Raw genomic sequence first — 14,258 nt, 5'->3', positions numbered from 1 at the left:
GTATAACGATCGTGCCCAATTTGCTGCTTTCACGCACTATTCAAAATGACGTAGCATAGTGTTGAGGTAGTCGGCACATCCCGGTTCTCCCTCTGCTGGTGCCCAGTGCGCTTTCTCCTCTGCAGCGATCGGTACATAAGGACCCGCCTTCGCTTCAAAGAACACCGAACCACTCTCTAACGCCACCATACTATGAAAAGTCCCGACAGGAATCGTAATCCCAAAATGTTCTGATTGCGGTGCAAGGATCGCGGTCTCAGTCACTGCGCCAGTGGCGTCGAAAATCAAAACGCCAAATCGTCCCGACAACACCACCAAAGTCTCTTCTTTATGTGGATCCAAATGGCAATGTGGTTGCACATAGGTTCCAGGTTCGAGTGCGTTCAACAAACGATGGCATTGCGCCTCATTATTTGCATGAAAGTTCAAGTTCTTACGCAGGCGCGGTTGTTGCGAAGCCTCTTTTGAGAGTTCTCGCACAGTCGTTTGACCAATCAGTTGTACCATAAAGTTTTTCCAAGTTTGAGGTTCGGGTTGCGATAGAGCGTGCCAACCGAGGTTAGCAAAAAGCTGATGCGCTTCGGCTTAAAGTTGATCGTATTTCTTCAAAGTGCCGAAAGCTTTTTCAACAGGATATTTGATGGCGTTCAGTGCTATCTTTTCGCGGGTCGCTTGTAACAAATCAACGTCCAGTTTATCGGCCAACATCACCAGATAATTCAACACATCTGCCATTTCATGCTTCACAGCTCGCAGGCCGGCTTCACCTAACTCGTCGGCGCGACCATGTTGCAACCACTGAAAGGGTTCAAGCAACTCTGATGCCTCTACACTGAGCGCGCTGGCCAAATTCTTGGGAGTATGAAAGGGATGCCAAGCTCTTTGATCGACAAACTCGCGTAAGGCTAAACGCAGGGATTCAAGATCATCAAATCGATCTTGCTGTTTTACAGTTCCATCTTGATCAGAATCTTTTCGCTCGACCGACATACTTGCTCCTATAAAAACCATATTTTACGAGCTTTTCTCGGTCCTTCATTTGAAAGGGATGCATTCACCTCGAGAAACCAACTTAAAGCTCGTTTTTTAGTGAGTTCATTAAGCGCCAAGCAACACCAACTGTGTCCGGCAATCCACATATCATGCATCGCAACAATATATCCTACATACATCTCGCATTTTTCACCAATCAAGCCTAAAATCGACGATATTGCATTGCAAAATTCGTAGCTATATTTCACCATTTTTTGTGCAGGAGTTCGATATGTTCTCAGCAAAGCAGTTCCCTTTCACAGGTCTACACGATAGCGCAAGCACTTTCAGCCCTTTGGAGAGTCAGCTGGCCAACTTCCAAGATCTAACGCAATTATTGAGTGAAGACATCGATCGTTACACGGAAACCTGCCATCAAATCTGGCAGAACGTGGCCGATTCAATATGGCAGCAGCAATTAGATCTCTGGAGTGGCAAACCTTCCGACGAACTCATGATGAACTTGAGTGCGCGGTTGCAAAGCTTGTTTGAACAAAGCAATCAGGCGCAAGTGTGTTTGCAAAGTATCGTCGATGATGCCGTCAAAAAGGCGACTGGTTTGTTTGCGCAAAGCTGGCAAATGCCTGATCAATTTTCTGTCAGCACACCTTTCTCGCAATTTAACTTCACACAATTAACCACCCTCGCACCCTCGTTGAATCGTGTTGTTAACCTTACTCCCGAGGAAGCGAGCAAGCCATCAGCGGCAGATTCAGTCAAAAAAGTAGCGCAACGAAAATCAAAAGTGCAAGCCACGGCGGTCGTTACGAAAGAGCCCGCCAAAACTGCAAAACGCCAAACGAGCGCCCCAAAAGCTGTGCGAAATAAGCTGCACTAGAAACCGCACTGGCAGTGGCAGTAGCAGTGGCATTGACCGCACGAGCATCGTCCTGTCACAAGAACGAGCCAAAGAAAAACGGCATCTCCTGACAAAGGACGATGCCGTTTTCGCCGGTAGGTGCAAGGCTTTTAGCAAGACTCACACCGAGGTAGCCCCACTAAGTCCAACGTAAGTCATTACGTGCCAGAGGCAAGGTGCGAACTCGCTTTCCTGTCGCCGCAAAGATGGCATTACAAACCGCTGGCGCGAGTGGCGGTAAGGCAGGTTCACCAAGACCAGTCACAGGGTAATCCGTCTTGAGGAAATGCACTTCGACTTTGGTCGGAGTATCCGGCATGCGCAACAATGGATACTGATCAAAGTTCGATTGCACGATGCGACCACGTTGAATATCCAATTCAGGATACATCAGCGTACTAAGACCATCAATCACCGAGCCCTGCACCTGATTTTCGGCACCACTGAGATTCACAATTTGTGAACCGATATCGGTCACGACCACCACGCGATCCACTTTTAACTCACCTTGTTTTGAGACCGTGACCTCGGCGACTTCAGCGATATAGCCGCGATGACTGAAATGAAAAGCTATGCCCTGCCCTTGCCCTTTCGGGAAACGGCGCTTACCCCAGCCAGCCTTCTCCGCCACTTCTTTCAAAACTCGGCGCATACGTGCCACGTTGTACGCTTGTACGCGTTCGCCAGTGCCGGGCATGATTTCTTTGTCGCCTAAAATTTCCAGCCTAAACTCCAAAGGATCTCGTCCCGCAGCATGCGCTAACTCGTCGATAAAACTGTGAAATACCCAAGCAAATACATTACTTCCTGGTGCACGCCACGGCCCCATCGGAATGCCACACTCCATCGGCGTTTGTTCAAGCAGACAGTTCTCTAACCAGCGACCTGGAAATTCATCGCCGGATAAACTAGCTCCACTTCCCGGTTGCAGAATACTCTTACCGTCTCGCGTAATACGATTGGCAAAGGTGACGAAATGGTTGTGCCATGCACTTAACTTACCTTTCTGATCAACCGCACCACGCAAGAAATGGAAACCACCAGCACGATAATGATCATGACGCATGTCGTCTTCACGCGACCACATTAACTTCACCGGTCCTTTGACACGCTGCGCAATGGCCGCAGCTTCGATGATGTAGTCCGCACTTAATCGACGTCCAAAACCGCCACCACTGCGCGTCATGTGTAAGATGATTTTTTCTTTAGGAATCTTTAAAACATTCGTAATGATGTTCTGACCTGCTGCAGGGTTCTGCGTCGGCGCCCACAATTCAAGTTCACCACTCTCTTCCTTGAACCAAGCGGTGCAATTTTGCGGCTCAATGCTGGCGTGCGAAATGAAGGGGTACACATATTTCGCTTCCACCAACTTGCTGGCTTTGGCAAACGCTTCTTGGATGTTACCGTCCTTACGCAAAGTAATGGTTCCCGCTTGTTTCGATAGTTCGTCGGCTTTCTTGACGAAATCATCCCAATTTTGCTGAGCGACTTCACCTTCGTCCCATTGCACTTTCAGTTGTTTGCGCGCGCTAAACGCTGCCCATGTCGATTCCGCAATAATCGCCACACCGGGCATGAGTCCATTGAGATTGGCCGTTCCTTCCAACACAAATGCATCACGTACACCTGGCAAGGCTTTGATTGCATCGAGATTTGCACTCAACACTTTACCGCCAAAGGCCGGGCACTTTTCCAGCACGGCATACACCATGCCTGGCAACTTGACGTCGATGCCAAACAAAGGTTTACCGCTCACAATCGCTGCATTATCGACACCACCAACACGCGTACCGAGCAACTTATATTCATTGGGTTTCTTCAACACCACACTACCGGCATCAGGCATCGTCAAGGTGGCAGCCTTAGACGCTAAAGTTCCATAACCGAGACTACGCTTGCTCGGCTTATGATAGACCTTACTCATCTCAGCGTAACACTCACTGACAGACACCTTCCATTGGGCGGCTGCCGCTTGAATCAACATGGTTCTCGCGGTTGCCCCGAGTTTCAGGAACTCGTTGTAGTTCATCGGCGTCGACAAAGAGCCCCCGGCAAATTGATCACCGTATTTAGGATGAAAATCGGCTTGAACGATCTGCACGTCCTTCCAATTCACTTCGAGTTCCTCGGCGATCACCATGGGCAAAGATGTCTTGATACCCTGCCCGATTTCTGGCTGCTTCGACACCAGCGTCACCTTGCCACTCTCAGCGATATGTATGAAAGCATTGGGCTTAAATTCATTCGATGAAGTGGGCGGCAAATTATCAGCTTTGACCACGGTGGTCTGGGCCGAGGCATCATTGTCGAGCTGCGTTACGAGCACCAATCCTGCACCTAGTGCAGACGATTGCTTAAGAAAATTTCTTCTGGCGAGATGCGATGGGACATTCAGATCAGCCACCGCGTTAGCAGTTTGAACGAGTTCTGGCGTCTTCATTTTTTTCCTTTCCGCGCAATTTCAGCAGCACGATGTACACCAGCACGTATCCGTAAATAGGTCGCACAGCGACACAAATTTCCGCCCATCGCCGCATCGATATCGGCATCGCTTGGATTTTGATTATCCTTCAGCAGCGCGGCAGCAGTCATCATTTGGCCAGCTTGGCAATAGCCACATTGCGGCACATCGAGCTCTTGCCATGCTTGTTGCACTGGGTGCATATGTTTCGGATCAAGGCCTTCGATGGTGGTGACTTTTTGTCGACCTACGCTCGACACTGGCGTCATACAAGAGCGGCTTGGCACACCATTGATGTGCACGGTGCAGGCGCCACATTGACCAACCCCGCAGCCATACTTAGTGCCGACTAAATCAAGCGAGTCACGCAAAGCCCACAGCAATGGTGTCTCTGGTGTCAAGTCGAGCGAACGCGCCTGACCATTGACATTGATCGTATATTTTCCCATTTCGCCAGTCCTCCAGAAAAAACAAAAACCCCGCAAAGCGGGGTTCGGAAGTGATACCAAATTACGGTTTGACAAACTTCAGAGTCATGCGATCACTCTCGCCGATCGCTTGATACTTGGCCTTGTCTTTCTCTTTGTTCGCTAACACAGGTGGCAAAGCCCAGACACCGTTCTCATGTTTTGCATCGTCCTTAGCATTTGCATTGACTTCAGATTTAGCGACTAGCTTGAAACCGACACTCTCCGCCAACTTGATGACGAATGCTTCATGCACATAACCGGTGCTAGCCTTCGCATCTTGCGTCATATCCGCTGGCAAACGATGTTCAACCACGCCAAACACGCCGCCCGGTTTCAAGGCATCAAACGCACTTTGAAAAACTTTCTTGGCCGCCGTGTCGCTCGCAGCGACCCAATTGTGTACGTTACGGAAAGTCAACACGACATCAACACTGGACTGTGGTGCGTAATCAATCTTATCAACTGGATTGAAATCACCAATCACCACCTTATCAAACACCACAGGATTGGCAGCCAGTTTCGTTTTCAATCCATTGCCAGCACCCGCCAAAATCAACTTACCGTTATCACGCAATAACGGCGCTAAGATCTCGGTATACCAACCACCACCCGGAGCCAATTCCACCACAGTCATCTTGTCGTTGACGCCGAAGAAGCTCAAGGTTTCAAAAGGATGACGTGCTGCATCACGTACAACGTTAGCAGGTGTGCGTTGAGGATGAGCCACAGCCGCTTTCAAAGGATCCTGCGCATAGGCGCCGTTAGCAAACATGGCGATGCCAACTAAGCTCAAAGCTGAAACAAATTTTTTCATCGTGTCTCCTGGGTCAAAATGAGAATATAAGAATTTGGTCATGTGGTTTGAACCGCTTCGTACGCCAACATCGAATACGTCCAGTTCGTCCAGTTCGATTCCAAACTAGTTCAAACAGATTCATACCATAACAAGCGCCTTTGACGCTGTTTCGCTATAAATAGTTCATCAATCCATCGCTCAATTTGCATTACCCTTAGACTTTGCATGGTCTTAGCGCCGGCCTTATGCAATGATCTTCAAGATCTGCGCAATTTCTTGACGCGTATCGACCATCATCGCTTCGGTCGTTGGCTTATCCAATTGCAGATTCTTTAAAGGTACCGGCACATTTTCCCAGTCCAAATCATCCAAAGACTGCTTCACAAATCCAGCATCTAAGAAGTCTGCTGCCGCCACCACATCTGTCAAACATGGACGGCTAGTGAGTGGTAGGTCGGCCCTTTTTCTATCCATAACCGCAGTACGAATATCGTCAGACACTTCCCAACTTTCCAAGATGGCGGCACCAATATCGACATGCCATTGATCGACCAAGTCCCACAATGCTTCTTCGGAGGTAAACAGGCCCTCGTATTGATGGGCTCGGCTCAAAATATAGAATTTACCGATATCGTGCAGTAAGCCGGCCACCATGGCTTTGTCTGGGCTGAGCTTACTGCGCTGCTTCGCGAGCACACAAGCTAAAGCGGCAACACGCATACTGCGCGTCCACAGCCCTTCCATCTGCTCCGAATTTCCAGTATGACTTTGTTGGTCACGCAATTGCTTCATCCCAACCGAGATAGCAATGTTCTTCACCACACCAAAGCCTAATAAAGACACGGCTAGCTTCAACTCTTCGATTTTGCGGCTGCTACGATTAAACATGGGCGTGTTTGAAAGCATCAATACTTGAGCCGACAACACTGGTTCAGTACTAATAATGCGGGACACTTGGTCGCTCGACATATCGGGGTCGTCAAGCGCTTGACGAATTTTCATAGTCGCTTTAAGCGAGGTTGGGAAAACTAAATTCCTCGAGGAGAGTTCGGCGCTGAGGCCTTTAATAAATTCGAACTCTGATTCACGTTGGTTCATAAAGACTAATCTCGATCACAAAATGGCCAATAAAATGCGGTACCTAGCGATACCAGAGCTTTCTACCACCATCAAACAAAAAAACGCTCTGGACAAACACTCAATAAAGTTGCCATAGTAAAACAGATTTACCAGAATCCCTAGGGGGATTCGGCATTTCTGCACGCACTTAAAATTAAATCAAACGAATTCAAAGCGAATCAAAGGAAAACATCAAAGATCGATTTCTTCTGCTCCGTTTTCCAAGTTATGGAATTCAGTCACATTCATTGAAAGCGACTAGAAAAAATTAACAATAAAGCAAAGGTACTTTGAAAATCTTGGTCATACAGAAGACCCGCTTCTAGCGACACTTTCATACGAAACAAAAGAGTTTTGTTTTTTTTCATGATCAAAACATCGTTTTGCATTGGACCCAAAGAAAGTTTCTGCTAGTCTAAGAATTATCAACTATCTCAAAAGTAGCTTCGTTTTCGGGAGACCAAGGATGTTCACGGAAGATGATTTTTTCGCCATTAGCAAATTCTTAAAGCTGGGCGTGAAGATCCATGTCAAAAACCCCATGGGTCAACACCCCATTTTTAGCACTAGCTTTCCCAATCCGAAAGGCGGCCTAGTCAAAATCGAGGTTGCTAGTCTGTACGATGTTGAGCGTAAATTGCGCGCTTTGCTCGCCAGCGATGTGCCAGTCAAAACCAAATTGACTCCGTTCACCTATCTCGGCACCAATTTTGAAGGTGTTTTGCAATGCGTAAAGGGTACCAACGAATACCAAGTTCTCGAGACACGGGACATGTTTGGCATGGAGTCGAAGAAGGTCGTGCGTGCTGCCGAACACTTTATTCAGCTATTGCAGTAGTTTGAGTTGACTCGCTAGGCACCTACAATATGTCTGCTTCACTCACAGACCAAGAAATAGAAGATCGCTTTTTTCTATTTGGACAGGTCGAAATACTCAGTGTTTTAAATGAGCTGGCCCATCGACGTGAGCCGGTCTCGGTGTATTTCAATGGCGGCCAGAATTTCATCTTAACTGTCATCTTGTCGGCCCGCCCCGATGGGCTCGTGTTTGATCTGGGCGGCGATCCTAAAATGAATCATCAACTGGAAAAGGTGAAGAGCTGCGTGTTTATGGCTTTCCCTGATGGCATCCGGGTACAGTTTACGGGACTCAATCCTCAAAGGTTTATGTGGGGTGAAGATGAGGCGTTTTGGGTGCCAATTCCTGAGCGTATCATCCGTTTACAGCGACGCGAGTTTTACCGCAATTTACTCCCCATCAGCCAAGACATCCGAGCCAAACTACACAATGCCAACGGTGAAATCATTGCCAATTGGCGCATCCATGATTTAAGTGTCGGTGGCTTTGGTGTGGTGGTGGAAGGCGAGCCTCCATTACGCCTCGGCGAAACCATTCCACAAGTTTGGATTAACCTGAGCCCGAAAGCGCATGTGCACTGCCCCGTGAGTGTGCAACACATCACTTTTATTGAGCGAACCAAACTCGGTAAGTTCCAAATTGGTTTTCGCTTCCAAAATCTATCTCATGCGATGGATATCGCGATACAAAAAACGATTCTGCAAATCGAGTACGAGCGCCATCGTCTTTTGGGAAAATAAATCGCAACATCGATCTAGCACAACATGTTTCAAAACAATCTCTTCACTACTGAACCCGAGGAATCTGATCCAAGCAGTTTGCAGATCGAGCACTTTGAAATTCCCGATGCGGAACTCGACTATTACCCACATTTTTTTGCACCGGACGACGCCGATCAGCTTTTCAAACAACTGCATGAGCAACTCGCTTGGCAACAACATCATATTCGTATCGCTGGGATTGTACGCGCGCAGCCACGTTTGAGTGTGTGGTACGGAGATCCCGAGGCGCATTACAGCTATTCAGGTCTTTCGCTAACGCCCTTAGCGTGGCACCCATTACTTGCGCAACTGCGTACCCGCCTAGAATCGCATTTGCAAGTGAAATTCAACAGTGTACTCGCCAACCTGTATCGTAATCAGATCGATAGTATGGGATGGCATGCTGATGATGAACCCGAGCTGGGACCTTTACCGGTGATCGCCTCGTTAAGCTTCGGCACCAGTCGCGAATTTCTGATTCGGCACAACACCATTAAAACGGCCAGACATAAAATTGAACTTGGTCACGGCAGCTTGTTGGTCATGGCAGGGACGATGCAACAACATTGGCAGCACGCGATCGCCAAGAAAACCAAGGAAATGGGGCCGCGCATTAACTTAACCTTTCGCTTCATCCAACACGGTTCAAGAAAGAGCTAACTCTTCCGTCTTATGCTCCTAGTCTCTTCGTCCTACGCAGAGAAAAAACCATCCGTTTCGCAGATTTTTCGGCATTCACCGACAAAATTCGGCGTTCGCCGACAAGCGCATGACTTCCTTTCTCGCTTGTTTTACCTTATCGATGTGGGCAACGCAAACAGATCAAGCCCAGAGCCACTAAGCAACACGAACATCAAATATCGCACATTAAATATCGTACATTAAAGAGTCGAAACGGAAAGGATAAATCATGGCACGCTGGAACAAACAACACAAAACTGATCATGTCGAATTCGGCATTATGATGGTCTTAATCGGCTGCGCTGCAATGGCGTACAAGATGGGCTACCTCCCCTACAAATTCACATGGTGGGAATTAGTCGCCAGCTTCGCCGCTGTCCTCGGTGCCGTGCGCTTGTTGTTAGCGCGCAGCTTGTATCAAGTCATTTCAGCCGTGTTTCAAATCGGTGTCGCAGGTTTGTTTTATGCGATGTTTGAACATTTGTGGGATCTCGATTTTCGCGTGCACTGGCCGCTCTTCTTAATCGCTTTTGGCTTGAGTAGCATCCTCAAATATGCGGCACGCCCAAAAGACGACAACGCCACTTGCTGAATCCGCCCATTTAAACAACAGAACAACATCGCACGGAGAAATTTTATGAAACATCGTCATCGCGACCCACAGCAGCGCTTAATTTTTGGTGCTCTTATCATCTTGGTTGGCGTCTTAGCCTTAATCGACAATCTCGGCTTACTACAAGGGATACGTTTAGTCAGCTTTTGGCCCGCAGTATTTATCATCGGTGGAGTTTTAAAAATGAATCAAGCACAGACACGCTCTAGCATTATCATTGGCGCTGCTTTCGTCATCATCGGCGCTACCATGACACTGAATAATCTCGGCATCATTAGTATTCGGATGCGTGATTTTTGGCCTTTGATTCTGATTGGCTTTGGTCTCTTGGTGATCTTCAAAGACAAGGCGAAAGAAGGTATGGATCAATACACGCAAAGTAAGATCGACCAAAGCGCCGATGGAAAAGTCGACATTGTAGCGATCATGAGCGGCAGTCAAGGAAATATCGCTAGCAGCAATTTTTCTGGTGGCGATATCACCGCGGTCATGGGCGGCGTCGAGCTTGACTTGCGCAATGCATCAATTCAAACTGAAGCCGTTGTGAATGTCTTCGCTTTTTGGGGCGGTATCTCGCTCAAAGTACCAAGTGACTGGAGTGTGGTCAATAACGCGAATGCCTTCTTGGGCGGCGTTGATGACAGCACCGTACCAAGTATGAGCGGAAATTTGGCGAACGACGGTAGCGTTGCGCCGAAGAAACGTCTGATCATCACTGGCACGGCGATTATGGGCGGTGTCGAAATTAAGAACTAATTCTTTCATTTACTTGAATAAAAGTACGTGCGCCGATGAGAGTTCGGCGCACTTTTTGTAGAGAAACAGCGCGGCATGAATCCACTGTTATCCAACTTTAGAGCAACCCTTTACAACAGCATCATTTGGGCACTACTAGGTGCCCTTTTTGCAGCTCTATTGGTTTTGATCGGCAGCGGCACTTGGCTACGCGCATTGAGTTTCACTCTACCCTTGGCGCTATGTTTCGGCTTCATCTCAAGCTCTGCGTATTACGTCTGTCGCGCCTTACCTTTGGAGCGACGCAAGTTCCTTGCATGGCTTAGCTATTTTGGCGTGAGTGCTGTGCTCTCGGCTGGGATCTGGCTGAGCATCGCCAACTTTTGGCATCAAGCCTTACAGTCCGTCGATTTCGCCTTAGATTTGCCACAAAATACCTGGTGGATTGCTGGTTTCTTAGCTGCTCTGCTCTACATTTTATCGATCTTAATTTACGACGTACTGCTGGCATTTGATTCGATGCGTCAGGCCGAATTACGGCAAGCCGCATCCGATCTTCATGCACGTGAAGCGGAGCTCCAAATGCTCAGAACTCAGATCAATCCGCATTTCTTGTTCAATAGTTTGAATTCGATAAGCGCATTAACCAGCATAGATCCCGCCAGCGCGCGCGATATGACGATTGAACTCGCACAGTTTTTTAGACAAACTCTGGCGCTGTCGGATCAACAGAAAATTTTGCTCAAGCAAGAACTGCAGTTGTGTCAGCATTTTCTGGCGATCGAAAAGATTCGCTTCGGTAGCAAACTCTCGACTGAGTTTGTGATCGACCCTGACAGTGAACTGTGCTCGCTACCGCCAATGATCTTGCAGCCTTTATTGGAAAACGCCATCAAGCACGGCATCCGTGACTTAAGTGAAGGCGGCACCATTAAGATCTACGCACGTTGCCAAGATGACTGGCTACAAGTCGCCATTGAAAATCCTATCGACGCTTCTTCCCCGCAGATGGACGCCAAGCAAGGAACAGGTACGGGCTTAAAAAATTTGCGGGCACGTTTCCATAACTTGTATGGAAATCGCTGTCGCGTTGAATGGCAAAAGAACGAACAGCATTTTCGTGTAGAGCTCACGCTTCCTCGCGAAGTAAGCACACTAGTAAGCTCACCTGAAAATCTTCTCCAATAAAAATTTCATAGGTCGCTCACACTTATGCAAACCCCAAGAATACTGAAGACTCTCCTCGTTGATGACGAAGAACTGGCCCGTCGACTTGTGCGCGAATACCTCAAAAGCCATACCGACATTGACATCATTGGCGAATGCGAGAATGGCATGCAAGCTGTCGAAGCGATTACTCAACAGCAGCCTGACCTGATCTTTCTTGATATTCAAATGCCGAAGTTAACTGGCTTTGAAGTGCTAGAAGCGACCCAACGCCAACATGGCGTGATCTTCACAACCGCCTATGATCAATACGCCCTCAAAGCCTTCGATCAACATGCCATCGACTACTTGCTCAAGCCCTTCTCGCAGCAGCGCTTTAATGACGCCTTAAGCAAAGCCCGAAAATTGCTTGATCAAACCGATCCAGCGATTCATGCAGTGGTGGCGCAGCAAGTACAAAAGAGCGATCGCATATTGATACGCGATCGAGGCCTCACGCTTGCCATTCCATTTGCCGACATCGATTACATTGAAGCGCAAGACGACTACGTGCAAATTCACTATGGCGGCAAGAGCATCATGAAAACGCAAAGCTTGTCTGAGTTTGAGAAGCTATTGCCGAGTGAGCAATTCGTCCGCATCCACCGCTCAGTGAGTGTCCGAGTCGCTGCTGTCAAACAACTGGAACGTGCAAGCAAAGATAGTTTCCAAGCTGTCTTACATTGTGCGGCCGTGGTGCCGGTCAGTCGATCTGGATATGACCGAATCAAGCTAATGCTGTAAAGTGCTGACTTTTCATTTTTCGCGCTCTCGCAAAATTGAGCGCCTGCAATACCATCATGACCACTATCATTATCAATCCAGCATTACGCGACTATATCGATCCCTTGACCACACAAGAATTTCTGGCCTTAGAGCGCAGTATTTTGCGCGAGGGTTGTCGCGACGCCCTCGTCTTGTGGGGTGAAACTTTGATCGATGGCCACAATCGCTATCTCATTTGTCAAAAACATGGGATTCCTTTTGAGACTCGTCAAAAAGATCAATTTCAAAATATTGAAGAAGTCATGCTGTGGATGATTGATAACCACCTCGCACGACGTAGTGTTTCCAACTTCCAACGTGGTGTATTAGCGCTGCGCAAAAAGGAGATCATCAGCGAGCGTCGCAAGCAGCAAAGCAATCAGGAAAAAGCCGCGGAAGCGGAGTTGGCTTTAAAAGAGCCAGACCCAGTGTCGGTTGAAACACGAGACGAAATCGCGAAGGTCGCCGGTTTGAGCAAACCGGCTGTGGCACAAATCGAAAAGATCCGTAAAGCCGCTACGCCTGAACTGGTCGAGGCAGTGCGAGCGGGGACTATCTCCATCAATACCGCAGCAACCATTGCCGCTTTGCCTTCCGAGCAGCAAGTGGCGGCCGTCGCTGGTGGTAAAAAGGAATTGCAACAAGCGGCGCGTCAACTGCGTGAAAGCCGCACCCCGCGCCCGCCTAAAGAGGTCTCGAACGCTAGCGCCGCACCGACAGCTTCAGCGAGTGGCGACAGTGACGCGGTAGCTGCGATGACGCCGATGCAGGAAGCTGCTGCCAATGTTTCTGGCTCAAATGCTTCCACTTCAACTGCGGTCGCATCGGCAGATGTCTACGCCGAACTGGAACGTTTGCGCAGTGAAAACTTATCTTTACGCAAACAAATCAGTGAACTTCAACAGCAAATAGCCGACAATCAAGGGACTTCCCTGTAAAATGCCGGTTCTCGTAAGTCGGTTTGAATGCAAGCAGATTCCCGCTTGACACTCAGATTGGCCACGCTTTGCATACGGCACTGAATTCTGTTGTGGTCCCTGACTAAGCAAAATTTTTGTTCCTTTTTTTGCACTTTTGATTAATAACTATTTTGTTAGGACCACTATGACGATCTCCGTTAACGGCACAGAAATTAATGAATCTGCAATCGCTGCAGAAATGAACCGTGCACGCTCCGCTGGCTATCCTGAAGGCGAGGAATTGCGTGATGGCGCGATCCAAGAATTGATCTTGCGTCGCTTGATGCTGGAACAAGCCGAGAAATTAGGTATTGCTGCAGAAAGCGATGAAGAAATCATCGGTACACTCTTACAACAAGAAGTGAACTTCAACGATATCGATGAAGCAAGCTGCCGCGATTTCTACGACAACAACCCAAGTAGCTTCACACAAGGCGAAATGGCAGCAGCAAGCCACATCTTATTTACAGCCGCAGACGGTCTCAGTGCTGGCCTCGTGAAAGCAAAAGCTGAAGGCATTTTGGCTGATTTGCAGAAAAATCCTGCCGCGTTTGCCGCAATGGCGCGCGAACACTCTGCTTGCCCATCGGGTAAAGAAGGTGGTGCATTAGGCCAATTCGGTCGCGGTCAAATGGTTCCTGAATTTGAACAAGCGGTGTTCACGACAGAGCCAGGCACCATCACACCAGAACTCGTCGAAACCCAATTTGGCTACCACATCATTCAGGTGACCGCTCGCAAAGGTGGTGACTTGATTTCTTTCGATGAAGTCAAAGAACGCCTGCAAGCTTATCTGACCGATATGGAAGGTCGCAAAGCAACCCATGCGTACTTGGCTGGACTGGTACAAGCTGCAGACATTCAAGGTTATCAATTGCCTGCTTTTGCCTAATCAGCGCGAATTAAGTTTCTCTACTAAGCGTCACCTTCAAGAACGAA

The 14,258-nt window shown here is 48.3% G+C and carries 16 protein-coding genes; 10 read left to right on the top strand and 6 right to left on the bottom strand.

The features are described 5' to 3' along the window. Positions 1-36 precede the first annotated feature (36 nt). Positions 37-507, bottom strand: coding sequence for a WbuC family cupin fold metalloprotein (locus RF679_RS04790; protein WP_309483081.1), 471 nt, complete (start codon positions 505-507; stop codon positions 37-39). A 78-nt stretch (positions 508-585) separates the two neighbouring features. Beyond that, a complete protein-coding gene (locus tag RF679_RS04785; protein WP_309483080.1) occupies positions 586-990 on the bottom strand; it encodes a nucleotide pyrophosphohydrolase in 405 nt (134 codons plus the stop codon). 274 nt (positions 991-1,264) lie between these two features. On the opposite strand from RF679_RS04785, the gene RF679_RS04780 reads away from it, so the two are divergent. Beyond that, complete coding sequence (locus tag RF679_RS04780; protein ID WP_309483079.1) at positions 1,265-1,870, top strand: hypothetical protein; 606 nt, start codon at positions 1,265-1,267, stop codon at positions 1,868-1,870. Positions 1,871-2,030: 160 nt separating this feature from the next. Here the strand turns inward: RF679_RS04780 and RF679_RS04775 are convergent, their stop codons facing one another. The 4 genes from RF679_RS04775 to RF679_RS04760 all read right to left on the bottom strand — a co-directional run bounded on the left by RF679_RS04775 (position 2,031) and on the right by RF679_RS04760 (position 6,623). Next, complete coding sequence (locus RF679_RS04775; RefSeq protein ID WP_309483078.1) at positions 2,031-4,334, bottom strand: xanthine dehydrogenase family protein molybdopterin-binding subunit; 2,304 nt, start codon at positions 4,332-4,334, stop codon at positions 2,031-2,033. Then, positions 4,331-4,804, bottom strand: a complete 474-nt coding sequence (locus tag RF679_RS04770; protein WP_309483077.1) for a (2Fe-2S)-binding protein — start codon at positions 4,802-4,804, stop codon at positions 4,331-4,333. Before RF679_RS04770 ends, RF679_RS04775 begins: the two co-directional genes overlap by 4 nt. Positions 4,805-4,865: 61 nt before the next feature. Beyond that, positions 4,866-5,639 (bottom strand): class I SAM-dependent methyltransferase, encoded by a 774-nt coding sequence (locus RF679_RS04765; RefSeq protein ID WP_309483076.1) that lies wholly within the window; start codon positions 5,637-5,639, stop codon positions 4,866-4,868. A gap of 225 nt (positions 5,640-5,864) precedes the next feature. Next, on the bottom strand, positions 5,865-6,623 hold the full coding sequence (locus RF679_RS04760; RefSeq protein ID WP_373921737.1) for an HDOD domain-containing protein: 759 nt from the start codon (positions 6,621-6,623) through the stop codon (positions 5,865-5,867). 583 nt (positions 6,624-7,206) lie between these two features. On the opposite strand from RF679_RS04760, the gene RF679_RS04755 reads away from it, so the two are divergent. The 9 genes from RF679_RS04755 to RF679_RS04715 all read left to right on the top strand — a co-directional run bounded on the left by RF679_RS04755 (position 7,207) and on the right by RF679_RS04715 (position 14,211). Beyond that, positions 7,207-7,578: a hypothetical protein gene (locus RF679_RS04755; RefSeq protein ID WP_309483074.1), complete on the top strand. Its 372-nt coding sequence runs from the start codon at positions 7,207-7,209 to the stop codon at positions 7,576-7,578. Between the two features lie 29 nt (positions 7,579-7,607). Then, entirely contained in the window at positions 7,608-8,339 is a 732-nt protein-coding gene (locus RF679_RS04750; RefSeq protein WP_309483073.1) for a flagellar brake protein, read from the top strand. Between the two features lie 24 nt (positions 8,340-8,363). After that, a complete protein-coding gene (locus RF679_RS04745; protein ID WP_309483072.1) occupies positions 8,364-9,020 on the top strand; it encodes an alpha-ketoglutarate-dependent dioxygenase AlkB family protein in 657 nt (218 codons plus the stop codon). Positions 9,021-9,270: 250 nt separating this feature from the next. Further along, positions 9,271-9,633, top strand: a complete 363-nt coding sequence (locus RF679_RS04740) for a LiaF transmembrane domain-containing protein (protein ID WP_309483071.1) — start codon at positions 9,271-9,273, stop codon at positions 9,631-9,633. 45 nt (positions 9,634-9,678) lie between these two features. Beyond that, positions 9,679-10,410, top strand: coding sequence for a LiaF transmembrane domain-containing protein (locus RF679_RS04735; RefSeq protein WP_309483070.1), 732 nt, complete (start codon positions 9,679-9,681; stop codon positions 10,408-10,410). A gap of 75 nt (positions 10,411-10,485) precedes the next feature. Beyond that, the gene (locus RF679_RS04730; protein WP_309483069.1) at positions 10,486-11,577 is read left to right on the top strand and encodes a sensor histidine kinase; all 1,092 of its coding nucleotides are present in this window, start codon (positions 10,486-10,488) and stop codon (positions 11,575-11,577) included. Positions 11,578-11,601: 24 nt separating this feature from the next. After that, positions 11,602-12,339 (top strand): LytR/AlgR family response regulator transcription factor, encoded by a 738-nt coding sequence (locus tag RF679_RS04725; RefSeq protein ID WP_309483068.1) that lies wholly within the window; start codon positions 11,602-11,604, stop codon positions 12,337-12,339. Between the two features lie 56 nt (positions 12,340-12,395). Beyond that, positions 12,396-13,298 carry a hypothetical protein gene (locus tag RF679_RS04720; protein ID WP_309483067.1) on the top strand — a complete coding sequence of 301 codons (903 nt, stop codon included), beginning with the start codon at positions 12,396-12,398 and terminating at the stop codon, positions 13,296-13,298. Between the two features lie 166 nt (positions 13,299-13,464). Continuing rightward, entirely contained in the window at positions 13,465-14,211 is a 747-nt protein-coding gene (locus RF679_RS04715) for a peptidylprolyl isomerase (RefSeq protein WP_373921735.1), read from the top strand. Positions 14,212-14,258 lie beyond the last annotated feature (47 nt).

It is taken from the genome of Undibacterium cyanobacteriorum, assembly GCF_031326225.1.
GTDB classification, from domain to species: Bacteria; Pseudomonadota; Gammaproteobacteria; order Burkholderiales; family Burkholderiaceae_D; genus Undibacterium; species Undibacterium cyanobacteriorum.
The sequence above is the reverse complement of the archived record's forward strand: the minus strand, read 5'-3'. Positions and strand labels throughout refer to the sequence as shown.